The 26,257-nt window shown below is 64.6% G+C and carries 10 protein-coding genes; 3 read left to right on the top strand and 7 right to left on the bottom strand.

From position 1 onward, the window contains the following. Positions 1–250: 250 nt before the first annotated feature. Entirely contained in the window at positions 251–586 is a 336-nt protein-coding gene (locus tag J1M86_RS14090; RefSeq protein ID WP_206510340.1) for a hypothetical protein, read from the top strand. A 76-nt stretch (positions 587–662) separates the two neighbouring features. Here the strand turns inward: J1M86_RS14090 and J1M86_RS14085 are convergent, their stop codons facing one another. The 4 genes from J1M86_RS14085 to J1M86_RS14070 all read right to left on the bottom strand — a co-directional run bounded on the left by J1M86_RS14085 (position 663) and on the right by J1M86_RS14070 (position 20,401). Beyond that, on the bottom strand, positions 663–845 hold the full coding sequence (locus J1M86_RS14085) for a hypothetical protein (RefSeq protein ID WP_241260081.1): 183 nt from the start codon (positions 843–845) through the stop codon (positions 663–665). 188 nt (positions 846–1,033) lie between these two features. Continuing rightward, positions 1,034–18,649, bottom strand: a complete 17,616-nt coding sequence (locus J1M86_RS14080) for an amino acid adenylation domain-containing protein (RefSeq protein ID WP_206510339.1) — start codon at positions 18,647–18,649, stop codon at positions 1,034–1,036. A 158-nt stretch (positions 18,650–18,807) separates the two neighbouring features. Continuing rightward, complete coding sequence (locus J1M86_RS14075) at positions 18,808–19,713, bottom strand: HNH endonuclease (RefSeq protein WP_307786639.1); 906 nt, start codon at positions 19,711–19,713, stop codon at positions 18,808–18,810. Positions 19,714–19,759: 46 nt separating this feature from the next. Then, a complete protein-coding gene (locus J1M86_RS14070) occupies positions 19,760–20,401 on the bottom strand; it encodes an isochorismatase family protein (protein WP_206510338.1) in 642 nt (213 codons plus the stop codon). A gap of 116 nt (positions 20,402–20,517) precedes the next feature. Between J1M86_RS14070 and J1M86_RS14065 the strand changes: the two genes are divergently transcribed. Continuing rightward, positions 20,518–21,465, top strand: coding sequence for a GlxA family transcriptional regulator (locus J1M86_RS14065; RefSeq protein WP_206510337.1), 948 nt, complete (start codon positions 20,518–20,520; stop codon positions 21,463–21,465). 242 nt (positions 21,466–21,707) lie between these two features. On the opposite strand, the gene J1M86_RS14060 is transcribed toward J1M86_RS14065, so the two are convergent. Then, complete coding sequence (locus J1M86_RS14060; RefSeq protein WP_187346691.1) at positions 21,708–22,142, bottom strand: SPW repeat protein; 435 nt, start codon at positions 22,140–22,142, stop codon at positions 21,708–21,710. Between the two features lie 95 nt (positions 22,143–22,237). Continuing rightward, positions 22,238–22,750 carry an Hsp20/alpha crystallin family protein gene (locus tag J1M86_RS14055; protein ID WP_206510336.1) on the bottom strand — a complete coding sequence of 171 codons (513 nt, stop codon included), beginning with the start codon at positions 22,748–22,750 and terminating at the stop codon, positions 22,238–22,240. Positions 22,751–22,974: 224 nt separating this feature from the next. Between J1M86_RS14055 and J1M86_RS14050 the strand changes: the two genes are divergently transcribed. Next, a complete protein-coding gene (locus J1M86_RS14050) occupies positions 22,975–23,808 on the top strand; it encodes an adenylate/guanylate cyclase domain-containing protein (RefSeq protein ID WP_206510335.1) in 834 nt (277 codons plus the stop codon). 107 nt (positions 23,809–23,915) lie between these two features. On the opposite strand, the gene J1M86_RS14045 is transcribed toward J1M86_RS14050, so the two are convergent. Next, positions 23,916–26,153, bottom strand: a complete 2,238-nt coding sequence (locus tag J1M86_RS14045; RefSeq protein ID WP_206510334.1) for an NADP-dependent isocitrate dehydrogenase — start codon at positions 26,151–26,153, stop codon at positions 23,916–23,918. Between the last annotated feature and the right edge of the window lie 104 nt (positions 26,154–26,257).

Below are 26,257 nucleotides of genomic sequence, written 5' to 3'. Positions count from 1 at the left end.
CCGACCACCAGCTCCGAAGCCCGACGCGCTCTCGGGCGAACCCCGCCCACCATCGGCGCCACGAACCGAGACGACGTCGATCTACAGGAGCCCGTCGGACATGCCGGACACAACCGGGGGGCCGCCATCCGAGTGGGGCGTGGCATTGGAATGGTTTTCCCAACCTCGTAGGGATGTTTTCCAAGGCAGTGTCGGGTTCTTCGTACTGTGTCTAGCGGCCTTCGCAGTCATCGCCGGAGGGTTCGAATGGGTGACCGACTGGTTCCCCTGGTGCTTCAGTGGAGGACTGAGCCTGTTGGTCTACTTCGATGCTCGCCGAGACCGCGTCCTAGCTGGTTCGCAATGGGTTCAGACAGGAAAGAAGTGGGTGTCGATCTATGAGCTCACGCGGATCCGGTCGACCAACGTTGGACTGCAACGCGCGATGAAGCTCGAGGATTGCCACGGGCACAAGCTCGTACTGGTCCTCCGGCACGCGCAAAAGAACACCAAACTGTGGGACTTGGTCTACAACGGGATCGTCCACTCCGTCGCTAGCGGGGACTGCGACATCTCGAAAGCTGCCCGGAGGATCCTGAAAGTGTGACCCCTACGCTGACCGGAATCGATCGTGGCTCAGGGCCAGCAGGCCGCTGAGCCCTGACGGACGGCAGCACCATCAGTTATTGACCGTGACGCTCTTCGAGCCCGCATTGCAGCATGGGGCCGTCGATCTCGTCCAGCAGATCGGCCCGAATCTTGACGATGTAGTCCGGGGATACCCCCATGATGTGTGCGTCATAGGCAGCGTGGTGAATCTTGCACATCGCCACACCGTTGCGCACAGTCTCGCTGGCAAACTCCATTCTCGGTCTCCGAGCCTCCTCAGCGATCGCCTGCTTCAGTTCGGTCCCTCCGCTTGAATACCGGCGGCATTGGCGTCGTACACGGCGTGCGTCAAGGTGAAGAACGGATCGAAGGCAGCGGTTGCACCGACGGTGGCCGACACCGGTCAGCGCACTCGTCGAATTGTGGCTCCGGCCGTGACCTCTGATCAGGACGGTAGCGGCCATCGATCCTGTTCGGTGATCCACCGGTGCACCACGGGACCGAGCTCGTCCAAAGCCGCCGGAGTCATCAACTCGCCGTGCCCAGCACCCACGGACACAACCTGCGTCGGGCCGGTGCAGTAACTCGCCCAGAAATCCGAGACGCGGCCCAGCCTTGCTGTGGTGTCGTCGGAGTCGACGAAGAGAACGGGCCCGTCCCAGGCGAGGGGGACATACGCGTCGACGAGTCTGTACACCCGCAGCATCGCGCGGGTGACACGCACGGTCTGCTCATCCGACATCGGTAGCGCGTCTCCGCCCATCGAACGCCAGAGCTCGCGCACGCGCTCGATCGGCAGCGTTTCCAGACCGGCGATGGCCTCGGGCGTCGCCGGTCTGGCGAACAGCGCCTCGAACTGGTGCTTCTTGATCTCGTCGCCCGGTGTGACACTGTGCACCGGATCGAACAGCGTGAGCGAGGCGACATCGTGACCAGGGCCTTCCGCGGCCAGGCGCACTGCGATCGCGTGGGCGAGGATCCCGCCCACGGACCACCCGATCAGATGGAACGGTCCGTCCGAATGCACGGCCCGGATTTCCTCGATGTAGCGAGCTGTCAACTCCGGCATCGTGTGTGGATCGAATGAGACATCGGTCAGGGCAGGTGAGTGCACACCGAAGACCGATCGACCGTCTCCGATTCGGCCGGCCAACTCGATGTAGGGCCAGGCCAGTCCGAGCAACGGGTGAATACAGAACACGGGCGCGGCGTCGCCTGCAGCGTTCAACGCAGTGACGGTCGGCCACTGAGTGGCCGGCGTGGAAAGCTGCGACGCAACGTGTTCGACGGTTCCGCGCGAGAAGATCGCCCGGAGAGGGACGTCGACCGCGGTGGACTCCCGGATCCGTGCGGCCAACCGTGTTGCAGCGAGGGAATTTCCACCGAGCGCGAAGAAGTCGTCATCCAGGCCGATCGTGGCCCGGTCGAGTCCGAGGACGTCCGCGACCGCGTCCGCCACGGCGCGTTCGTTGCCGGTCATCGGCTCGCGGAATGCCTTGGGAGCCGTCACCGGCCTCGGGAGTCGGTGCCGATCCAATTTGCCCGACGTCGTGAGCGGTAGCTCGTCCAGCACGATGATCTGCGTCGGAATCATGAACTGCGGAAGCACGGCGCGGAGCCCATCCTCGAGCTCGGTCACGTCGAGCCCGTCGGGTCCCGACGCGCTCACGTAGGCTACGAGCCGATCGCCGATGCCGCCCTCGTGATGGACCACCGTCGCGGCCTGCTGAACGCCGGTCTGGGCCGTCAGCACCGAATCGATCTCACCGAGCTCGATTCGCTGTCCACGAATCTTCACCTGAAAGTCGCTGCGCCCGAGATAGATCAGGCTTCCGGACGGGTCCCACCGCACGAGGTCTCCGGTCCGATACATCCGCGCTCCGGGCTCACCGTGGGCGGCCGCGACGAATCGTTCGGACGTCAGCGCGTGCTGTGAGGCATACCCGCGCGCGAGCTGGGGTCCGGACAGATACAACTCACCGGTGACACCGACCGGAACCGGTTCGAGACGCGGGTCGAGAACCATCGCGCGAAGACCGCGCACCGGGGTGCCGATGGTGATCCGCTCGCCCGGATTCAGCGCCGCGGACACCGTGCCCCACACGGTGGTCTCGGTTGGGCCGTACTCATTGAACAGCAGTCGGTTCGGGGCCCACCTGGACACCAATTCAGGCGGGCATGCTTCGCCTGCACTCACCACGCACTGGAGGTTGTCGAGCCCCGCGGGGTCGACGGTGTCCAGAGCGCGCGGGGTAATGAGCAGGTGGGTGATGCGCTGTTCTCGCAGGAAGGCACCGAGTTCCTCCCCGCCGAACACCATTGGCGGCGCGATCACCAGCGTTCCGCGCACTCCGAGTGCGGCGATCATCTCCGCAATACTGGAGTCGAACGTCGTGGGTCCCACAGCCACCACGCGTGGCTCGTCGGGTCGCGGCCAACGTTCTCGGTGGAACGAGATCGAGTTGGCCAGACCGATGTGGCTCACCGCAACACCCTTGGGCCGTCCGGTCGAGCCGGAGGTGTGCATCAGATAGGCCAGGTGCGCCGGGTGCAGCGGAACGAGCAGGTCGTCGGCGGTGACGGGTCCGCCGGACACCTCGGCCAGATGCTGGGCGGTGTCGGCGTCGTCCAGGCTCCACCAGAAGTCGGTGTCCTCTGGGCGGTGGGCGTCGACCGTCAGTCCGAGGAGTGCGTCGGACTCGGCGAGAACGAGCGTAGTGCGGGCCGCGGGTGACGCCGGATCGAGGGGCATCACGGCGGCGCCTGCCTTGGTGATGGCCCATACCGCGAGGACATACTCCATCGATCGAGTCATCGCGGTCGCGATGACCACATCGGGTCCGGCACCGGCGCAGATCAGAGCGCGCGCCAGGTGGTCCGAGCGCGAGCTGAGTTCGGCGTAGGTGAGCGTGCGATCACCGTCGACGACCGCGACTGTCTCGGGACACTGTTCCACGATGTCGGCGAGCAGCGTGGGCAGCGTCCGTGGCGTGCAGGTGGGTCCACCGGTTCGGCCGAGCAGCTCCAGGCGTTCGGCGTCGCCGAGGAGGGGGATGTCCCCCACGGACCGATCCGGTTGCGTTGCTACGAAGGACAGGACCGACACGAGGTGGCTCGCGAAACGCTCGACCGTAGCGGCGTCGAAGAGGTCGAGCGCATAGGTCAGTGCACCGTCCAACGCATCGGCACCCTGCTGTTCGCTCAGCTCGACGGTGAGATCGAACTGCGTGAGGCCGGTGTCGGCCGCCACCGGCGTCACGGTGAGACCGGGCAGTTCGAGTTCGGGTGCGACGTTGTTCTGGAACGCGAGCATCACTTGGAAGACCGGGTGACGATCGGTGTGACGAGCCGGGTCGAGTGCATCCACCACCTGCTCGAACGGCACGTCGGCGTGGGCGAGATCGTCGAGAGTGGTTCGGCGCGAGCGTTCCAGGAGCGCCGAGAACGGCTGCGCCGGATCGACAACGGTGCGCAGCGCCACCGTTCCGACGAACATGCCCACCAGGTCGTCGAGTGCAGCGTCGCCTCGTCCTGCCGTCGGACTCCCCACGACGATGTCGGTGGCTCCCGACCACCGGGCGAGTGTGACGGCCAGCGCGGAGTGGACGACCATGAACAGCGTTGCGTCAGCGCGTTCGGCGAAGCGTCGGAGCGCGGTCGTGAGTTCGCTTCCCAACCTCAGTGGAACGCGGCCACTCCGGTGTGTGGGGCGGTCGCGTCGGGGCCGGTCCGTGGGAAGGTCGAGGACGTCGGGCACACCGGCGAGTCGTGTGGTCCAGTACTCGAGGTCACGCGAGAGCTGTGAGTGCGGGTCGCCCTGATCGCCCAGGACGCGGCGCTGCCACAGCGCGAAGTCTGCGTACTGCAGTGGCAGCGGTGCGAGATCCGGCAGGGCGTTGGCGGCGCGCGCCCGATAGAAGGTGATCACGTCGCGGGCCAAAGGGGACATCGACCAGCCGTCCGCGGCGATGTGGTGCACCACGATCACCAGGATGTGGTCCTCCGGACCACAGTTCAGAAGGCTCGCGCGCAGCGGCACGTCGGTGGTGACGTCGAATGCCGCGCAGGCGCAGTCGGCGATCGCAGCGTCGACGTCGTCCGGGGTGACGGCGGTCGTGGGGACCGTGATCTCAGACGGTTCGAGCACCTTCTGGAATGGCTCGCCGGATCGATCGGGGTACACGGTCCGCAACACCTCGTGACGCGCGACGGTGTCGCCGATTGCGCCCAAGAGTGCGCCGACGTCGAGATCGCCGACCAGGCGAAGCGCGAGTGGGATGGTGTAACTCGAAGCACCATCGTCGAATCGGTTGACGAACCACATGCGCTGCTGCGCGAACGACAACGGCGGATGCTCCGGCCGCGGCGCGGGAACCAACGGAACCCGTGCGGTCGACGGACTCGTCTCGATGACTGCGGCGAGCTCGGCCAGATCGGCAGCACCGAAGAACGCACGCAAGGGCACGTCGACTCCCTGTGTCGCGCCCAGGCGCGACACCACGCGCGTAGCGGACAAGGAATTGCCGCCGAGAGAAAAGAAGTTGTCGTGCAGGCCGATTCGGTCGACATCGATCGCGAGAACATCGGCGATCGCGTCGGCCACCGCCTTCTCTGTCGGCGAAACGGGTTCGACGAACCGGTTGGGCGCGAAGGCCACCTCAGGCAATGCGCGGCGATCGAGTTTGCCCGAGGTGGTCGTCGGAAGCTCATCCAAGACGACGATCTGCGTCGGCACCATGTACCGCGGCAGTCGTGCTGCCGCGACCGACGACAAGACATCGATATCGACCTCGCGGCCGACGACATAGGAGATCAAATGATCGTCTCGGACCACGGTGACGCAGTGGCGCACCGACTCGTCGGAGCGCAGGACACTGTCGATCTCACCGAGTTCGATACGTAGGCCACGGAGCTTGACCTGGAAATCACTTCGGCCCAGGTACTTCAGGTTGCCGTCGTCGGTCCAGCGAACGAGGTCGCCCGTTCGGTACATGCGCGTGCCGGCGGCGGCGAAGGACAGCCCGGCGACGAAACGGTCCGCGGTCAGTGCCGGGGCGCCGATGTACCCGCGACCGAGCTGATCCCCGCAAAGATACAGCTCGCCCGTCACCCCGACCGGAACCGGGTTCAGACGCCGATCGAGCACCCACGCCGTCACTCCGCGCACCGGGCGTCCGATGGTGATCGGGCCCGACGGCACGAGAGGCCCGGCCGAGGATGCCCAGATGGTGGTCTCGCTGGGTCCGTACTCGTTGAACATCGCACGCCCCGGAGCCCAGGCCGCGGCCAATTCGGGCGGGCATTGTTCACCCACGCTGAGGACCACCCGAAGCGCGTTGTGCGCGGCAGGGTCCAGGGTTTCGAGAGCGCGCGGGGTGAGCATGGCGTGTGTGACGGCCTCCGCGCGGAGAAGCATCGAGAGGGGGTCGCCGCCGAACACCATCGGCGGTGCGATCACCAGGGGTGCGGACAACGCCAGGGCGACGAGGATTTCCCCGATCGAGGCGTCGAATGTGGGCGACGACACGGCGAGCACGCGGGCGTCGTCACCGCGCGGGAGCCGCCTCCGCAGGTCGATCAGACTGTTGTGCAGGCCCCGATGGGTGACAGCGACACCCTTCGGTCGTCCGGTCGATCCGGAGGTATAGATGACGTAGGCAAGCTGGTCGACGTGTACCGCGTCGGGCAACGCGGCGGCGCCCGTCTCGTCCACCGCGTCCAGCCGAATCCAGTTGTGCTCCGGCAGATCCGAGCCGGAGATCGCAACTCCCAGAACAGCGCCCGTCTCGGTGAGTATGTGGCGCACCCGATCGGCCGGATGGGTGGGGTCGAGGGGTACGAACGCGGACCCGGTTTTGGTTACGGCCCACAGTGCGACGATGTAGTCCACGGATCGAGCCAGTGCGAGAGCGACGACGGTCTCCGGACCGGCTCCGCGCACCATCAGTACGTGCGCGAGGCGAGTCGAGCGGGCATCGAGTTCGGCGTAGGTGAGTGTGAGCTCACCCGCGACGACGGCAGGACCGTTTGGATTCGTTTCGACGACGTGGGTGAGCATGTCGCGCAATGTCATCGGTTCCACAGATGGCCCACCCGTACGCCCGAGCAGGTCGGATAGTTCCTGGGCCGTGGACACATCGATGTCACACATCGGCATGGACGGCTTCTGCGCAACTGCGGTCACGATGCGGAGCAGGAGCGTGACGAACCGCTGGGCGGTTGACCGGTCGAAGAGATCGGTCGCGTAGGTCACAGATCCTTCGAGCGCACCGGACTGCTGATCGACGAGATCGAGAACGAGATCGAAGACCGCAGGCGCACTACCGGTGTCGAGCGGCAGGGCGGTGAGGCCGACGACGTCGAGTGTCGGCGCAGTGGTGTTCTGGAACGCCAGCATCACTTGCACGAGGGGGTGCCGATTGCTGTTGCGGCGAGTCTCCACCGCCTCGACGAGGACCTCGAATGGGAGGTCCGCATGCTCGAAGGCGGTCAGTGTGTCGGTCCGACTGTCCTCCAACAGGGAATCGAACGACTCCGTGTCGTCGACTGTGGTGCGCAGGACTACGGTATTGACGAACATTCCGACCAGGTCGTCGAGCTCCGGTTGGGTGCGTCCGGCCACGGCCGTCCCGACGGCGATGTCGGTGGTGCCTGACCAGCGCGAGAGAGCCAGTGCAAACGCGGCCCGCACCACCATGAACAGCGTCGCGTGATGCGCTGCGGCCAGATCACGCAGGGCGGCAGTGGTGTCGGCGTCGATGTCGAGGTGTACGCGGTCGCCGGTGAACGACGGTTCAGGCGGGCGTGGACGATCCGTCGGCAGGTCGAGCTCCGGTTCCAGCCCCGCGAGTCTGCTGCGCCAGTAGCCGAGCTGCGTGCCGAGAACGGACTGCGGATCGCCAGGATCACCGAGCGTCTCGCGTTGCCACACAGCGAAGTCGGCGTACTGAATCGGTAGCGGTGCCGAGTAGGGCGGGGTGCCCGTTCTGCGGGTGCTGTAGGCCGTGACGATATCGCGCGTCAGCGGCGCCAGTGACCAGCCGTCTGCGGCGATATGGTGCAGAACGACGACCAGAACGTGCCGTGTGCGATCGATCTCCACGACGGCAGTGCGGATGGGTGCATCCGAGCGGACGTCGAACGGCGTGGCCGTCAACTCATCGATCACGTCGAGGGGATCCTGCCCGACTCGCCTGAGAGGTCGAGGGACGTGCTCTGCCGAGCGGACGAGTTGCCGGGGAGATTCGCCGCACTCCGGGTAGACGGTGCGGAGTACCTCGTGACGGTCGACGACATCGTGGAGGGCCAGCTCCAGTGAATCGACGTCCAACTCACCGGTCAGCCGCAGAGCGAGGGGAATCACGTATGTGCCTGCGCTGGGGTCGAATCGGTTCAGGAACCACATCCGATGCTGCGAAAACGACAAGGGAACCGGGTCCGGGCGCGGGATGGAGGTCGGCGTGATTCTTCTCTTCCGGCCGGTCGACGCGACCACGGCCCGCGCCAGGTCCACCACTCGGGGCGCATCGAAGACGACCCTGACCGGAACGTCCGACCCGAGAGCAGCACCCAGGTGTGATGCCAATCTTGTCGCACTGAGCGAGTTTCCGCCGAGATCGAAGAAGTCGTCGTCGAGTCCGATGGAACCCGCGATGCCGAGCACGTCCGAGAAACACTTGGCGACCGTTCCTTCGGCCTCGGTCGTCGGAGCCCGGAACGTGGTGGGCAGGGGCGCGGGATCGGGGAGCGCTCTGCGATCGAGTTTTCCGGACGTGGTCATCGGCAGTGCCGGTAGTTCGATGATCCGGGAGGGAACCATGTAACGAGGCAACGCAGTGGCCAGCGACGCGGTCAGACGGTCGGTGTCCACATCGTTTCCCACGACATAGGAGACGAGTTGCTTGGCCACCACGACCGTGACGGCTTGGTATACCGCCGGATCGCGGCGTAGGGCCCTGTCGATCTCGCCTAGCTCGATGCGCAGGCCGCGCAACTTGACCTGGAAGTCGCTTCGCCCCAGATAGAGCAGGTTGCCGTCGTTGTTCCAGCGAACGAGGTCGCCGGTGCGGTACATCCTGACCCCGCCCGGTGCGGCGACGAATCGTTCGCTGGTCGAGGTGGGCCGGCCGATGTATCCGCGGGCGAGTTGATCACCGGTGAGGTAGAGCTCGCCGGTCACCCCAACCGGGACCGGAACCAACCGAGAGTCGAGGACGTGCGCCTGCACGCCGCGCAGCGGCCGGCCGATGGTAACCGCGTCGCCAGGTACCAACGGACCAGCGGACGTGACCCAGACCGTGGTCTCGGTCGGCCCGTACTCGTTGAACATGGCATGCGTCGATGACCAGATTTCCGCAAGTTCGGGCGGGCAGGCCTCGCCCACGCTGATCACGACTCGAAGATCGTTGTGCGCGCGCGGATTCAGAGTCTCGAGAGCGCGAGGTGTGAGCATCGCATGCGTCACGCGATGCGTGCGGATCAACGCCGCGAGCGAATCACCGCCGAAGACATCCGGAGGTGACACGATCAACGGTGCGCGTAGGGCGACCGCGATGAGTAGCTCACCGACGAACGCGTCGAAGGTGGGCGAGGACACGGCGAGAATGCGAGCCTGCGCCCCTCCCCCAGCCCCGTCACGTATCCGCTCACGGCGATCGATCAGCGTGTTGTGCAATCCGCGATGAGTGACGGCGACGCCTTTGGGTCGGCCCGTCGATCCCGAGGTGTAGATGACGTACGCAAGGTGATCCACCTGCAGCGGTGCCGCGGTGGCGAATGCGGCGGTGGCAGATGTGGCGGCAGTCCCACCCGCCAACGCGTCGATGTCGATCCAGCGGTGCGGCGGCAGGGTGGCCTGGCTCGCCGCGTCAGCGATCCCCAGGAGGGCCGAGGATTCGGCGAGAATGTGGGCGATTCGCATCGTCGGGTGCGTGGGATCGACGGGCAGGAATGCGGCCCCAGTCTTGGCCACGGCCCAGAGGGCCACGATGAGGTCCAGCGATCGCGGCAGTGCCAGGACAATGACCTGGTCGGGTCCCGCTCCCCGATCCGTCAACGCCCCGGCGAGCACATCGGATCGTTCGTCCAGTTCGGTATAAGACAGCGTGACGTTCTCGAACACGACTGCGGGTGCCGACGGACGCGCTGCTACGGCGTCGGCGAAAATGTCGCGCAACGTCATCGGCTGTGCCGCCGGTTGGCCGGTGCACTCGGGGTGCGGGCCACTCAGTGGTATGTCGCCGACGATCACCGTGGGGTCTGCAGCCACCGCGATCAACACGCGGCGATAGTGATCCACCAGCCGTTCAGCGCTCACACGGTCGAAGAGATCGGTGGCGTACGTCAGGGATGCGGCCAGGGTTCCACCCGTCTCGGAAATCTCGACCATGAGATCGAAATGAGCGGCAGGACTGCCGATTTCCGTCGGTGTGATGGTCAGCCCCGGGGCCCCCAGCGACGGTGCGGCGGTGTTCTGGAAGGCGATCATCACATGAACGAGGGGGTGACGCGCGCGGGTGCGATCGACGTCGAGTTCGTCGACGAGACGCTCGAACGGAAGCTCCGAATGAGCGTAGGCGTCGAGTGCGGTGTCGCGTCCGATGCTCAGCAACTCTGTGAACGTGGACCCGATGTCGACGGAGGTACGCAGCACGAGGGTGTTGACGAACATTCCGACCAGATCGTCGAGGGCAGACTCGGATCGTCCGGCGATCGGAGTACCGACCGCAATGTCGTCCTCCCCGGTCCAGCGTGACAGCACAGCCGCGAAGGCACTGTGTGCCAGCATGAACAGCGTCGCGCGGTGCTCGGTGGCCACGGCGCGTAGCGATGAGGTGGTGTCTGTGTCGATGGTGAAGGCCACTCGATCGCTGTTGCCGGTCGGTTCGAGTCGCCGCGGTCGGTCGGTGGGAAGGTCCAACGCGTCGGCCATGTCCGAGAGTCGCTCGCGCCAGTACGTGAGGTCGCCGGCCGCAAGGGTGGCCCGCTCTCGTTGCCACAGTGCGAAATCGGCGTACTGCACGGGTAGTGGCGCGAACGACGGTGCGCCGCCGTGCGTGCGGGCGGCGTAGGCAGTGACGAGGTCGCGAGTGAGCGGTGCCATCGACCAGCCGTCGGCGGCGATGTGGTGCAGAACGAGAACCAGATCGTGAGCCTCGCCGTCGGAGCGACCCGACAGACGATGGAGGTGCACGCGTACCGGGGCGTGCGTGGTGATGTCGATGCGCTCGGTCACCGCTGCGGTATCGACCGGTCCGTCGTGCACCGCCACCTCGAGCGGCACCTCGTCCACCGACAGAATCAGCTGACGGGGAACACCGTCGACTGCCGGGTAGATCGTGCGCAGAACTTCGTGACGCTCGATCACGTCACGCAGCGCCGCCTCCAGGGCAGGTATGTCGAGGGTCCCCTCCAGCCGCAGGGCGATCGGCATGACGTAACCCGACCCCGTGCCGCCGAGCCGCTCGACGAACCACATCCGCTGCTGCGCGAAGGACAGTGGGATCGGATCCGGTCGCACCATCGGAACCAGCGCGCGACCCGTCGGTGCCTCCGAGTGCTCGTCGGCGGTCCGAGCGAGCAGCTGAACCGTCGGCGAGTCGAACACCGCACGCACCGAAAGGTCGATGTCGAGCACGGTTCGTAGCTGTGAAACGAGCTGCATTGCGCCGATGGAGTGTCCGCCGAGTCCGAAGAAGTCGTCGTCGCGGCCCACCGGTTCCGTGAGGTCGAGTACCCTGCCGAATGCACTCGCCACAGCGCGCTCCGTCGGCGTGACCGGAGGACGGTAGTCGGTGAGGGTTGCTGCGGGAGTCGGCAGCGCGTTCCTGTCGAGCTTCCCCGACTCCGTGACGGGCATTGCGTCGAGTACGACGATTCTGCTGGGAACCATGTAGCGGGGAACGCGTCGTGCCACCGACTCGGCGACGTCACGGGTGTCTACGCGTACCCCGGTGACGTAGGCGACGAGCGCCCCGTCTCGCACGATGGTCACCGCGCGCTCGACCGCGTGATGCGCGCGCAGAGCGGCGTCGATCTCACCGAGTTCGATACGTTGTCCCCGTAGCTTGACCTGGAAGTCTCTGCGGCCCAGAAACTCCAGTTCACCAGCATCAGTCCAGCGAGCCAGGTCTCCCGTTCGGTACCGACGCCGGCCGTCGGCGGCGGCGACGAAGCGTTCGGCGGTGAGAGCGCTACGGCCTGCGTAGCCGCGCGCAAGCTGAATTCCGGTGAGGTACAACTCTCCGCAGACGCCGATCGGAGTGGGCCGTAGCCGGTCGTCGAGGACATGGGCGGCGGTGTTCCACACCGGCCGGCCGATGCCGACGACCGTGGAGTCCACTGACGTGACTCGATGGGCTGTGACGTCTATGGCGGCTTCGGTGGGGCCGTAGAGGTTATGAACGATGGCACCGGTGGCCAATTCGGTCCGACGTGCAACCTCCGGCGTCAACTCCTCCCCGGACGCGAGAATGTGACGCAGCGACCGGCACGACGACACCGCGGGTTCGTCGACGAAGACCGAGAGCATCGAGGGAACGAAGTGAGCCACGCTGATTCTCTGCGCGCGAACAAGGTCGACGAGTGCGGCGGCGTCGCGGTGAGCATCCGGTTCGGCAACGACTATCCGCGCACCCACCTGTAGCGGCAGAAACAGTTCCCATACCGAAACGTCGAACGTAATCGGTGTCTTGTGGAGCACGACGTCGTCAGCCCCGAGCCCCAAATAGTCTCGCCGCCAGCGCAGTTGGTTTGTCACCGAGGCATGCGTGATGCCCACTCCCTTCGGCCGGCCGGTGGAACCGGATGTGAAGAGCACGTAGGCGAGGTGGCCGGGCCGAGCAGGTGACGGGCGTGAGGCGGCACTTCCCTCGAGGTCGTCCACCGTCAGCCACGACACCGTCCGCGGGAGGACCGAGGCCACCGGTTGGGCCGTGAGACCCAGCACCGCACCGGAGTCGACGAGGATGTCGTGCACGCGATCGGCCGGATGGTCGAGATCGATCGGCACATAGTGTCCGCCCGCCTCCAGCACGGCGTAGACACCGACGAACAAGTCGATCGATCGATCGATGGCCACCGCCACCGCAGCCTCGGGGCCGACTCCCGCGCCACGCAGGCGTGCGGCAAGAAGTTGGACCCGCGTGTCGAATTCGCTGTAGGTCAGGTTCTCCCCGCGATACGTCAGTGCGATCGCGTTCGGGGTGCGCGCAACCTGTTCGCGGAACAACTCGGGCAGGGTGGTCGGCACCAGCGGATACGACGTGTCGTTCCAGCGTGCCATCAGCTGCCGGTCGCTGTCACCGACGATGTCGATGTCGGCAACAGACCCGGAAGGTGCGCGGCCCATGGCGTCGAGAACGCGCAGAAACTGGTCACTGATACGCCCGATGTCCGCACGGTCGAGAAGTTCGGGAAGGTACGTCACACGCACGCGCAGCCGCCCGTCGACTGTAACGGCCAGGCTCAGCGGGTAGTGCGTGGAGTCGATCACGTCGATACCCGAGACGATCGGTCCCTCGCGTTCCCCGAGCAGCAGCTCGCGGTCTACCGGGTACGACTCGAAGGCAACGGACGTGTCAAACACGGCACCGCGACCGACCTCAGCTGCGAGCGTCGACAGTTCGACGTGATGGTGGTCCAGGAGTCGAGCCTGCTCGGTGTGCAGCCGGACCAGTGCGGACTCCACACTCTCGTCGGGATTCCAGCGCACCCTGGTGGGAATGGTGTTGATGCACAACCCGATCATCGACTCCACTCCGTCGAGTTCAGGTGCCCGTCCTGAGACCGTCGAACCGAAGACAACGTCACGCCTGGATATCCGCGCTCCGAGGACCAGTCCCCACGCAAGCATGACCATGGTGTTCACCGTGACTCCGATGCCGCGCGCGGCGGATACGATGCGTGCGGTGGTGACCTCGTCGAGGTCGGCCGTTGTGTCATCGGACCGCGAATCGATGTGGTGAGTGCGTGCCGTCGGGGCGATCAAGGTCGGCTCGTCGGCACCCTGCAACGCGGTGCGCCATGCGCGCAGCGAATCCTCCCGGTCTATGGTGCCGAGCCACCGCAGATAGTCTCGGAAGGGCTGCGGCGACGGCGCCGACGCATCGTCGCGCGCGTAGCAGGTGAGGAGGTCGGTGAGCAGGAGCGGCATCGACCAGCCGTCAAGAAGAATGTGATGCGCGGTGAGCACAAGTCGCCGACGATCGGGGCCCATGGTAACCAAGGTGAATGCAATCGCGGGCGGTGCAGTCAGGTCGATGCTGTCGGCGCGGCGGTCGTCGACGGCACGCGCGAAAGCATTTTCGGGCTGATACTCCGAGCTGAGATCGACTTCGGTCCACGGAACCTCGGCGTCGCCCAACACGACCTGCGCCGACTGCCCGGATACTGTGACGACGAAGGCTGCGCGCAAGTTCTCGTGGCGGTCGAGGATGGCCCCCGCCGCGCGATGCAGTCGCTCGTGGTCGAGTGGGCCCGCCAGTTCGACGATGGATTGCACCGTGTAGTTGTCGACGGTCTGCGCGACCGAGGAGTGGAACATCAGTCCACTCTGCAGCGGGGCCAGGGGCCAGATGTCCGAGACTGACGGGTACCGCTCGGTGATGTCGTCGATATCGCTCTGCAACAACGTGATCAGAGGAAAGTCCGACGGGGTGTGCCCTCCGGCTGCTCCGGACTCGATGTGGGTCGCCATCCCGACGAGAGCGTGTTCGAAGAGATCGGCAAATTGCTGGGCCTCTTCCCGTCCGAGAAGTTCGCCGGCATACCCGATCCGGATTCGCAGGCTTCCGTCGTCGACGATTGCGTCGATTCCGATCACCGAGTCGGCAGGCATGTCCTCGTCGGGCCGGGGTGAGAGTTCACCGAAGCGATTCACCGGTGCCCACGCACCCTCGTCGGGACGCGTGACTTGTCCGAGATAGTTGAAGACGATTTGCGGCCGAACGCAGAACTGCCCCGGGTTCGCGGACTCCAGAATGCCGAAACCTATTCCGTTGTCGGGTACTTCGGAGACGCTCTCCTTGGCTGCCCTCAGTGCGTCACCCGCTGCTGATCCACCGCGGCACGCATCGTCGATATCGACGTCGGTGAGGTCGACCCGAATGGGGAAGACGCTGGTGAACCATCCGACCGTGCGGGAGGTGTCGGCGCCGGGCAGAACGGAGTCCTCGCGTCCGTGTCCCTCCATCGCGATCAGGGTGGACGGCGCGTCGACTCCACGGTGAGCACGCCACGAGCGCATCGCGACCGCCAGCGCACCGAGTAGCGCGTCGTGGGAGTGGCCGTGGTAGATCGCAGCGCCGCGGCGCACGAGAGAATCGGTGACCGCGTCGTCCAGAACGAGATTCACATACTCTGTGCCGGAGACGAAGTCGATCGTCGGATCCAGTGCACGCCTGCCGAGAAGAGGGTCGCCCCCGTCGAGGATTCTTCGCCACGTCGCACGTTGCGCGGTGAAAGCGGGCGTACCGGCCAGACCGGCGAGTCCACGAGCCCAGCGTCGCATCGACGTTCCCACGGGAGGCAGCGCGGCGACTCGTCCTGCGGACACGTCCTGCCAGGCGTGAATCAGGTCGGCGACGACGATGCGCCAGGACACGCCGTCTATCGCGATGTGGTGAACGAGTATGAGCAGTCGTCCCGGTCGCGCGTCGGATGAGTCCAGCCACAGCATACGAAGTACGGACCCCGTTGCCGGATCGAGTCCGTCGGCGAGGCCGTCGATCTCGGCGTCGACGGAAGTGGCGTCGAGCAGAACCCGGGTCAGGACCTGATCGACGTCGACGGACCCGGGCGCGCGGGCTTCGAGAACCCAGTTCTCGCCCGATCGTGACAATCGTGCACGCAGCATGTCGTGTCGATCCACGACGGCGGCTACCGTGGCGACGATGCCGGATCGAGTGATTCCGATCGGAAGTTCGAGCAGCATGGATTGACTGAAACGGTCGAAACGTCCTCCGCGCATGACCAATCGACGGGTCATCGGGGTGAGATCGATACTGCCGACACCTCCGCCCGGAAGCTCCTCGAGATTGCCGGTGTCGGCATCACCGCGTCGAGCGACGCGGGCGATACGGGCGACGGTCTTGTTCTCGAAAACCTCACGCGCCGACAGGTGCAACCCTCGTTCTGCGAGAAGAGTGACGAACCGGATCGACATGATGCTGTCGCCGCCGAGCACGAAGAAATCATCGTCACGGCCGATGGGATCGTCGGTGGCCAGAACCTCGGCGAACGCCGCCGCGACAGTGTTCTCGACGTCGGTGACAGGTGCCGCGTGCACCAGGGGCGACACCGCGGTCGGCGTGGGGAGTGCGCGCCGATCCACCTTGCCCGACGGCGTCGTCGGCAGTGCGGTGAGCGTCATGATGCGAGCCGGGAGCATGTAGCTCGGAAGTGATTGCGATAGTCCGGCGCCGAGCGCATCCACGTTCAGCTCGGTGCCGGTGACGTAGGAGACGAGGATACTGCCCTCGCACAATACTGTCACGGCCTCGCGTACTCCCGGCTGCAGGCGTAGCGCCGCGTCGATCTCGCCGAGCTCGACACGTACTCCGCGCACCTTGACCTGGAAGTCGCTACGGCCGACATACTCGAGTCGGCGGTCGGTGTTCCATCGCACACGGTCGCCGGTGCGGTACATTCGTCCGCCGCCGCCGAGTGCCACGAACCGCTCGGCGGTCGCCCCCGCTCGCCCCACGTACCCGCGCGCCAAGGCGGGCCCGGACAGATAGAGTTCGCCCACTACCCCGACCGGAACCTCGCGCAACCTCGAATCGAGCACGTAAACAGTGGTTCCGACGATGGGAGTTCCGATGGACACCGGGCTCTCGGCACCGAGAGCCGTGGTGCCCGTCGCCCAGATGGTCGCTTCGGTGGGACCGTAGTCGTTGTAGAGCGATCGACCGGGAGCCCAGGCGCTCACGTGCGCCGGAGTGCACTCCTCGCCGACGGTGATCACGACGCGGAGAGCACCCAGCTCCCTCGGCTCCATCGAACTCAGGACGCTCGGGGTGAGTACAGCGTGCGTGATCTGGGCGTCGGAGATCAAGCGGCGCAGGGGTTCGGCGGCATAGGTGTCGCGCGGAGCGATGAAGAGCCGGGCGGAGAGCGACGCCGCGAGAAGTAGTTCGGCAACGGACGCGTCGAATGTCGGAGATGCGACGGCCAGCACCGTAGCGGTGCCGGCGGGGCCCTCGGCTTCCCACCGCGAACGCTGTTGCTCGACGAAGGAGGACAGGCCGCGGTGCGTGACCGCAACACCTTTCGGCCGACCGGTGGAGCCGGAGGTGTAGATGACATACGCCACATCGTCGGCTCGAAGTGGTGCGATGCGGACGCGATCGGTGACGGTTCCGGACGGTTCGGTGTCGTCGGTGTCGGGTGTCGTCCATCGTACGTGGTGGCCGGGAAGCGCGCCGGATCGTGTAATACCCAGCGTCACCCCGCATTCGGAGAGAATGGCGGAGAGGCGTTCGGGCGGCTGGTCGGGATCGAGAGGCAGGAAAGCGGCACCGGACTTCGCCACCGCCCACACTGCGACGATATAGTCGATCGACCGAGGCAGAGCAACGGCCACTACGGAACCCGGGCGTGCGCCACCGGTGATCAGCCTGCGTGCGAGACGATTCGACCACTGATCGAGCTCGGCGCCATCGACGGTTTCGTCCTCGAACGTGACAGAGGTGGTGGCACGCGCCAGGAGATCGGGGAGAGAACTGAACGTAGCCGTCGGTCCACCGCACCGAGGGACAGGTTCAGCCCGGTCCGCGCCGTCGCGAATGTCGATCGCGGCTGTCGGGGTCGAACCGGGATCGCGGAGAAAGTGGTCCATGATCCGGGTCAGTCGACGTCCGTGGCGCGCGATCTCGGCCTCGTCGTATCGGTTGGAATTCCACTGAATGTCCACGTGCATGGGAACTCGTTCGGTGCCGGGGTAGATGTTGACCGCGACGTCGTGAATGGGGCCGGAGGACAGAATCTCCACCGGCGCAGGCGTTCCACCGAAATCGAGCGGAACGACGAACGGCATCACGTTGACGAGCGGTCCGAAGAAGACGCCGAACCTGCGTGCCTCGACGTCGACGATTCGGTCCCAGTCCTGGAATCGCTGGTGGCGCAGTGCAGCGGTGATCTGGATGCGCACGGCGTCGATCAAATCGGACACAGTGCAGGTATCGGTCACATGTATTTTCATCGGGAGTACGTTGGCCAGCATGCCGCCCGTCGAACGCAGGAATGCGGTGGTCCGCCCGGAAACCGGCAGTCCGAGAACGATATCAGTCGAATCGGTGATCCTGGACAGGTACAGAGCGAAGGCGGCGATCAATGCGGCGGCATCGGGATTCTCGGGCAACGCGGATCCCTCCCATTGCGCTCGCATGGCCCGAGGTTGTGCCGGCGCACCGACCGGGCGCGTCGATACGGTCGAGAATCCGATGTTGTCGCCGAGGTAGCTCTGCCAGTGTTCGAGGTCCTTCGCGTGACGGCTCGAAGCGCGGTACTTCGTTTCGATCGACTCCAGTGTCAGAATGTCGTCCGCATCAGGCACCCGCCCGGTGCTTTCTCGACTGGAGTAGATATCGGCAATGCGCCGGATCAGATTGAACGCACCGAAGCCGTCGAGGATCAGGTGGTGTGCACGCAGGTAGAGGAAGGTGCGGTCTCCAGGCAGCCGAAGCAGGGCGATCCTGAGCAGCCGGTCGTCGGACAGGGCAATCGGAGTGGCGAACTCGGACTGCATCCACGCGTGGGCACGGTCGACTGCGTCGCCGTGAGTCCGCAGGTCGATGATGTCGATGACGTACGGAGCGTCGGCGTCCACGGTGATCTTCGGCTCGCCGTCCGGGTCCACGACTCGGAGTTGGGTGAGGCCGTTCTCGATTCGCGCCGCATGCAACGCATCCCTGAGATCGTCTACCTCCGTGAGGCCCTCGATGTCGAGATAGAGGGCGACGGTGAACGCGGTGTCGGGAGCTAGGCGCTGGGCCAACCAGAGTGAACGCTGCGCGGCCGAGAGTGCGACTGATTCGCGCTCGTTGTAATGCGGTTCGATCACAGAGCGCGCACCGTGTTCTTTGCTGGTTTCACGGACTCACGGTACTGAATATGGCAATTAACCGCACCTAGTCCCGGTTACTTTGTGAAGGATAACTGCCGCATCGGAATCCTGCTGTCACGAAGCATCGGTCACGAGCATGGCCCGCAAACAGAGCCCTACGCTGACCGGAATCGGTCGTAGCTCAGGGCCAGCAGATCCCGATCCGGCCGCTGAGCCCTGACGGACGGCAGCACCATCAGTTTTTGATCGTGACGCTCCTTGAGCCCGTATTGCAGCATGGGGCCGTCGATCTCGTCGAGCAGATCGGCCCGAATCTTGACGATGTAGTCCGGGGATACCCCCATGATGTGGGCGTCATAGGCAGCGTGGTGGATCTTGCACATCGCCAAACCGTTGCGCACAGTCGGGATTCCGGCCTCGTCGGAGTCCGGAACGATGTGTGCGGCGTCGAGCAACTGGCCGTGCGCGAGAGAACAGACAGCACAACGGGTCTCGTATGCACGCATGACGGTCGCCCGAAACACCGGCTGATGCAGTCGGCGCTTGCTCTCCGCCATCACATAGCGTCGAAGCTGGCTTTCCGCAGGTGAGGTGGCGTCGACGAGTCCTCGAATCGCACCGGGAATGATGACGAACTGATGCTGTTCCGGTTCCTCAGCCAGTAGGTAGACCGGAAAGATCGGCTGATACATCGCAACACCGACCCCGAAGAACCAGATCAGCGGCAACTCCAGCTCCATCGCAGCCCGCAGCGCCCTGTTCTCCGGATGATCGAGATCCTCACCTCGCCACTTGTAGCGCAGCAGTCCGTCGTCACCCATCTCGTCCTCGTACGGACGCTTGGCGCCGTCGGGGCGATACACGGTCCGGATGGACAGAGCCGCCGCCAGCTCCTTGGGCTTGCGAATACCGCGTTGCGGATCCATCAATCGAAAATGCTGGTCGTCGAAGGTGAAGTCGAGCAGGTCCGTGGAGCTGATCGACTCCAATCCGTCGCTGGTCCTCAGCTTGAGCCACTCCATAGCGGAATCGCGAAGCCGTGTGTCGAGATCATCGGACACGCGACACCGCGCTGATACCCGCACTGCTCATGACCGACATTGTGCCTCATGCGGTCGGGCGAGCTGCCTCGTTTCCCTGGGCAGCCGAAACGACGAGATTGCTTGCCGGGAGGGCTTCCCCGGACTTGACTGCCTCGGTCCAATCGGCAGTCGTAGCGACGGCGGCGAAGTTGGAGTGCAGAAGCACCATCAGCGTCTCGTGCACTTGCCGAGCAGATACCGAGCCCGCCTCGTTCGACAGGTTGATTGCGCCGGTGGCGTCTGAGAGTACTTCCACCGACAGTTCGAGGGCCTCGGCGTCGGCGGAGGTGGCGAGGTCGCAGTTGTTGGTCATGAAACCGACAATGGTGACGGTGTCGACGCCCTGTGCCTTCAACCAGACGGCGACGTCGGTGCCGGCGAACACACTGCTGTACTGCTTCTCCACGCGCTTCCAGGATGGTTGGAGCTGAGCTTCGATGTCGGGGTGCAATTCGTACGTCGGAGTGCCCTTCACGAATGCCGGAGCCCCCGCGGGCATCTCGTGCTGCACGATGACGACGGGCAGATCCTGCGCAGCGGCCACGTCGAGTGCGTTGACGATATTCGCGAGTGACTCGTTCCGAGGTGGGTACTGAATCTGAAGAACGCCGTCGAAGTATTCCTGCTGGACGTCGATGACTATGAGTGCGCGGTGCGGTGTGGTCATGTCGATTTCTCCTCGATGGTGGTGCGATCTGCTTTCCATCATTCGTCCCCGGTGTTGCATCCACGAGTGGCACGGATGCATACTTTCGATGAGTTTGCGCCAACATCGGAGGTCTCGTGAAGATCGCGCTGTATGCCTTCGACAGCATCACCATGTTTCATCTCGCTGCACCACTGATGGTGTTCGGTGAGGTGACCCGCCTGGGTCTTGCCTCTGATTGGAAGACGCAGCTGTGGTCCGATCAGGCGGGCTCGGTCAGAACGATGGAGGGCTACACCCTCGGTGACATCGCGGGGCCCGCCGCCGTCGAGTGGGCCGATATCGTCATCGTCCCATCGTGGCCGGATGCACTGCCACCGATCGGCGACGCTCTGAGGGGACAGCTCCGCACGGCGCATCGGAGGGGCGCGGAGGTCGCGGGGCTCTGCCTCGGCGCCTTCCCGATCGCCGACACCGGATTGCTCGAAGGCCGCGCCGCCGTCACGCATTGGACCAAGATGGCCGATCTCCGCGAGCGCAACGCCCAGGCCAACGTCGACGAATCCGTGCTCTACATCGACCACGGTGACGTCATGACCTCGGCTGGAACGGCATCGTCGATCGACTCGTGCCTGCACATCGTCCGCAAGCACCTCGGTTCCGCGGCGGCCACCCGCATCGCCCGAAGCCTGGTCGTCGCACCGCACCGAGACGGCGGGCAGGCACAGTACATCGAACGCCCGCTGACAAAAGCCGCCGAAGACACCGCCATCACCGACGTCATGCAATGGGCCCTCGGAAGACTCCACGAGCCGCTGTCGATCGAGCGGCTCGCCGAGCAGGCGCGGATGAGCCGTCGAAGTTTCATCAGGCAGTTCCAGCGTGCTACCGGCGCAACCCCAGCGCGATGGGTGCTCGAGCAAAGACTGAACGAGGCGCGAAGCCTCCTCGAGACGACCGACCAGAGCATCGAGAGAATATCGGACGCTTGCGGTTTCGGAAGCGCAACAACGTTCCGTCAGAATTTCACGTCCGCGTTCGGGGTGAATCCGACGGCGTACAGGAGGCAGTTCGCGCACGCGTGACACCGGCGTGCGGAGGCAACGCAGGCTCTGTCGTCATCTAGTCACTGGATATTCGTTCTGAGCGCGCCACTCCCCCACCGAACTCGGATCCGACTGTCGCCTGCCGACTGCTCAGAATCCGCATTGGCGGAACTGGCAGAGCAGTCGGCGACGCGTATCTCGCGCGCGGCGACGTCGGCGGGTTCGGACATCCTCAACCGAGCGGTCAGCAACTCGAACTCACGACCTGACGCAACCGCACCTCAGGATGATCGCTTCAGCATGTCGGTGCCCGTAGCCACGGCGACCATCCCCAGCACGAACACCAGCGCACCTACGACCACGTTCGACCAGATCATCGCGGTACTGGTGGTCACGTCTGCGACAACCCAGGGGGCCACGATCATCCAGACACCGAGTAGCGGTGCGATGAAACTCATGCCGTGAGTTCGGCCGTAGGCCGAACCGAACGCGGCCGCCAACAGCGCGATCGCAATACCTGCAATCAGGTTGGGCACAGCCAGGGCCTGGTCGGCGAAGCCGATGATCCAGGCGGACCCCGCCGCGTACAACCCCGCCATCATCATCACACCGTCCGCAACCTGAACGGTGGGCTTTTCTGCTGCCTGGTCGTAGCGCTCGCGAAGCGCCATAATATCCGGGTGCGTGTGCATCGTGGAATGCGTCGATGACGACATGGTGATCAGCTCCTCGGGTAGAGGGAAGGCAATCCGGCCTATCCCGGCGGTAAAATCATTGGGTGCAAACGCCTTTCGACGTGTAGACGGTGTGGTCAGTCGGTCTTTTCGCCGTCAGCAGTTGCCTCGGCGTCGGCGTCGGGTTTGGTGTCGGCCTCGGCATTGGCGGCGTCGCCGTTGGTCTTCTTGATTTCGATGTGCTTCTCCGCTGTAGGAGAGTCGGTCACCGGCATCGTGATACTCAGGACACCATCGGTGTAGGAGGCGTCGATCTCGTCTTCCTGTGCGCCGACGGGTAGCGGCATGGACCGATAGAAGCTGCCGTAGTGGAACTCGGACCGGGTGCCTTCACGCCGCTCTTCGGTGCGTTCGGCCTTTATCGTCAATTGTCCGTCGCGGACGCTGATGTCGACGTCCTTGTCCGGGTCCATCCCGGGTAGTTCGGCACGCAAGGTGTAGCGGCCTTTGTCGAGGTGTTCCTCGACGCGGATCATCTGACCGTCGAGTGAGGCCCCGGGGGCAATCTCCTCGAACCTGTTCATCAAATCCGACCAGAACGGCTGTGTCATCCAAGACTGGCGAGGGCGGCGGGGGGACAGAGTGCTCATCGTTGGCTCCAAGCGTGAGGGTTCATCAGTGGCGACCCTTCCGATTCCACTCCGCATCCGCTCCCCCAGGTAGGGTCGACAGTCCTCATTTGAAGGACCACTTGCTCCTGAAAGCGAATCGCATACGTTTCCGTCCCCAATTCAAGCCGAACCCGACTGTCTGGTTTGGCCGGACATGTCGAGATTATTCGCTGCAACGGGGCGTCGAAGGCAATGATGAGCGTGTGACTCTGTGGATAATTGCAGCCTCGATCGAGCTCGCCGTGATCATCGGGCTCGGTGTATGGATCATCGTCTCGCGCCGACAGCTCACCGGAGCACGGCGCGCACTCGAGCGCGCCCGCAACAACACACCTGGTCGACGTCTGCGACGTGGCGTGGCCCCGCTAGCGATCAGAACGGTCTTCCATACGGCTGACTCTTTGCTCAACAAGGGTATCGGCGCGACCGTGCGCAACTCCGTGGAGGACTTGGCGGGCTGGGCCAGGGTCGAACGGCCTGACCTCGCCAGAATGACCGCCGACGGTGACATCGTCGTCATGTTCTCGGACATCGAAGGATCCACCGCACGCAACGAGGAAATGGGAGACCGGGGCTGGTTGAAGCTGCTCGAACGGCACAACAGGCTGATCACCAAGCAGGTCGAAATCCATGGCGGACACGTCGTCAAGAATCAGGGCGACGGCTTCATGATCGCGTTCTCCGACCCGGCAAAGGCTGTGCGATGCGGGATTCGCGTGCAACAGGCTCTGGCGGACAAACCCGATCGCTGGAACAACATTCGGGTGCGCATGGGCGTCCACGTGGGCAGCTCGGTAAGGCGGGGCGACGATCTCTTCGGGCTCAATGTCGCCATGGCCGCGCGCGTCGCGGGCCAGGCCGAGGGTGGCGAAATTCTGGTCAGCGAACCGGTTCGAGACGCACTCGGCGAGGCCTACGACATCTCGCTGGGCACTCCGCGCGAGGTTGCACTCAAGGGTATGAAAGGCCAATTTCAGTTGTATCCGGTGGAGCTGCCCGCGCTGAAGACTGCAGACACTGTGGAGCAGCTGGATTGAGCAGTACTCCGGGTGCGCTTGGTCCGTTCATGCGGTAGACGGACCCCTCTATGTGAGCGGAAATGCATAGCGGGCTATGCATTTCCGCTCACATGCGCCGAAGGCGCCTACTTCTGAACCGACTCCAACGCGTCGTTGAACGTCTTGCTGGGGCGCATGACGGCGGCGGTGGCTTCGGGGTCCGGGTAGTAGTAGCCACCGATGTCGACCGGCTTGCCCTGCGCGTTGTTCATTTCCTTGACGATCGTTTCTTCGTTCTCGGCCAACGTCTTCGCCAGACCGGCGAAATGCTTGGCCAATTCCTCGTCCTCGGTCTGGTTGGCAAGTTCCTGCGCCCAGTACATCGCGAGGTAGAACTGGCTGCCTCGGTTGTCGAGTTCGCCTGTCGAACGCGAGGGTCCCTTGCTGTTCTCGAGGAGCTTGCCGGTCGCCGCGTCCAGAGCATTCGCGAGCAGAGTCGTCTTGGTGCTCTCGGTCTTGCGGCCGAGGTCTTCGAGGCTGACTGCGAGCGCCAGGTATTCACCGAGCGAATCCCAACGGAGGTGGTTTTCCTCGATCAGCTGCTTGACGTGCTTGGGTGCAGATCCGCCTGCACCGGTCTCGTACAGTCCGCCGCCGGCCATGAGCGGCACGACCGAGAGCATCTTGGCGCTGGTGCCGAGTTCGAGGATCGGGAACAGGTCGGTGAGGTAGTCACGCAGAATGTTGCCGGTTGCGGAGATGGTGTCGAGCCCGCGGACCAGACGCTCCATCGTGTACCGAATCGCGCGAACCTGCGACATGATCTGGATGTCCAGACCTTCGGTGTCGTGATCCAACAGGTAGGTGCGCACCTTACCGATCAGCTCGTTCTCGTGCGGGCGGTACGGATCGAGCCAGAAGACAACCGGCATTCCCGACTCGCGCGCGCGTCGCACAGCCAGCGCAACCCAGTCCTGAATCGGCGCGTCCTTGACGATGCACAGGCGCCAGATGTCGCCCTCTTCGACGGTCTGCGTAAGCAGCACCTCGCCGGTCGCAATATCGGTGATGTTGGCGATGCCCGCCGTCGGCACCTCGAAGGTCTTGTCGTGCGAGCCGTACTCCTCGGCCTGCTGCGCCATCAGGCCGACGTTGGGGACGGTACCCATGGTTGTCGGATCGAACTGGCCGTTCGTCTTACAGAAGTTCACCATCTCCTGGTAGATGCGGGAGAACGTCGACTCGGGGTTGACGGCCTTGGTGTCCTTCGGCCGGCCGTCGGCGCCCCACATCTTGCCGCCGGCGCGAATCATCGCGGGCATGGATGCGTCCACGATGACGTCGCTGGGCGAGTGGAAGTTCGAGATACCGCGTGCGGAGTCGACCATCGCCAGTTCCGGGCGAGTCTCGTGGCACTTGTGCAGGTCCTCGATGATCTCGTCGCGCTTGGACGCCGGAAGGGCCTCGATCTTGCTGTACAGATCCGACAGACCGTTGTTGACGTTGACGCCCAGCTCTTCGAAGAGCTCATTGTGCTTTGCGAACGCGTCCTTGTAGAACACGCGCACGGCATGACCGAACACGATCGGGTGCGAGACGCGCATCATGGTTGCCTTGACGTGGAGGGAGAGCATGACGCCTGTTTCGTAGGCATCCTGCATCTCCGCCTCGTAGAACTCGAGAAGCGCCTTCTTGCTCATGAACATGGAGTCGATGACGTCGCCGTCGGTCAGCGACACCTTTTCCTTGAGGACGATCGGCTCGCCGTCGGCGGGCAAGAGTTCCATCTTGATCTCACGGTCGCCGTCGACGACCGTCGACTTCTCGCCGTGGTAGAAATCGCCCTCACGCATGTGCGCGACGTGGGTGCGCGAGGCCATCGACCACTCGGTCATGCTGTGCGGGTGCTTACGCGCGAACTCTTTGACGGCCTTGGGTGCGCGCCGGTCCGAGTTACCCTCGCGGAGAACGGGATTGACCGCACTGCCGAGGCACTTGGTGTACCGGGTGCGGATCTCGCGTTCTTCTTCGGTCTTGGGGTTGTCGGGCAGGTCGGGAATCGCGTAGCCCTTGTCCTGCAGTTCCTTGATCGCTGCGTGCAGCTGCGGCACCGAGGCGCTGATGTTCGGGAGCTTGATGATGTTGGTCTCGGGCAGCTGCGTCAAACGTCCCAGCTCGGCCAGGTTGTCGGTGACGCGCTGGTCTTCGGTGAGGTAGTCGGGAAACTCGGCGAGGATGCGATTGGCGACGGAGATGTCACTGGACTCGACGTTGATGTCGGCCGCGCTGGCGAACGAGCGTATGACCGGCAGGAACGCGTGAGTCGCCAGCATCGGCGCCTCATCGGTCAAGGTATAGATAATGGTCGGCTGTTTCGCAGTCATGTTCGCCTTTGCCTCAGTTTCAACGTCGTCTTTTGGATGCGTCCGCCTTCACTTTAAACTTCGAACGCGAACTTGTGCGGGGTGGAGGGATATCACTCACTCGA

Source organism: Rhodococcus sp. KRD197, from assembly GCF_017168235.1.
In the GTDB taxonomy this organism is placed as follows: Bacteria; Actinomycetota; Actinomycetes; order Mycobacteriales; family Mycobacteriaceae; genus Rhodococcoides.
The sequence above is the reverse complement of the archived record's forward strand: the minus strand, read 5'-3'. Positions and strand labels throughout refer to the sequence as shown.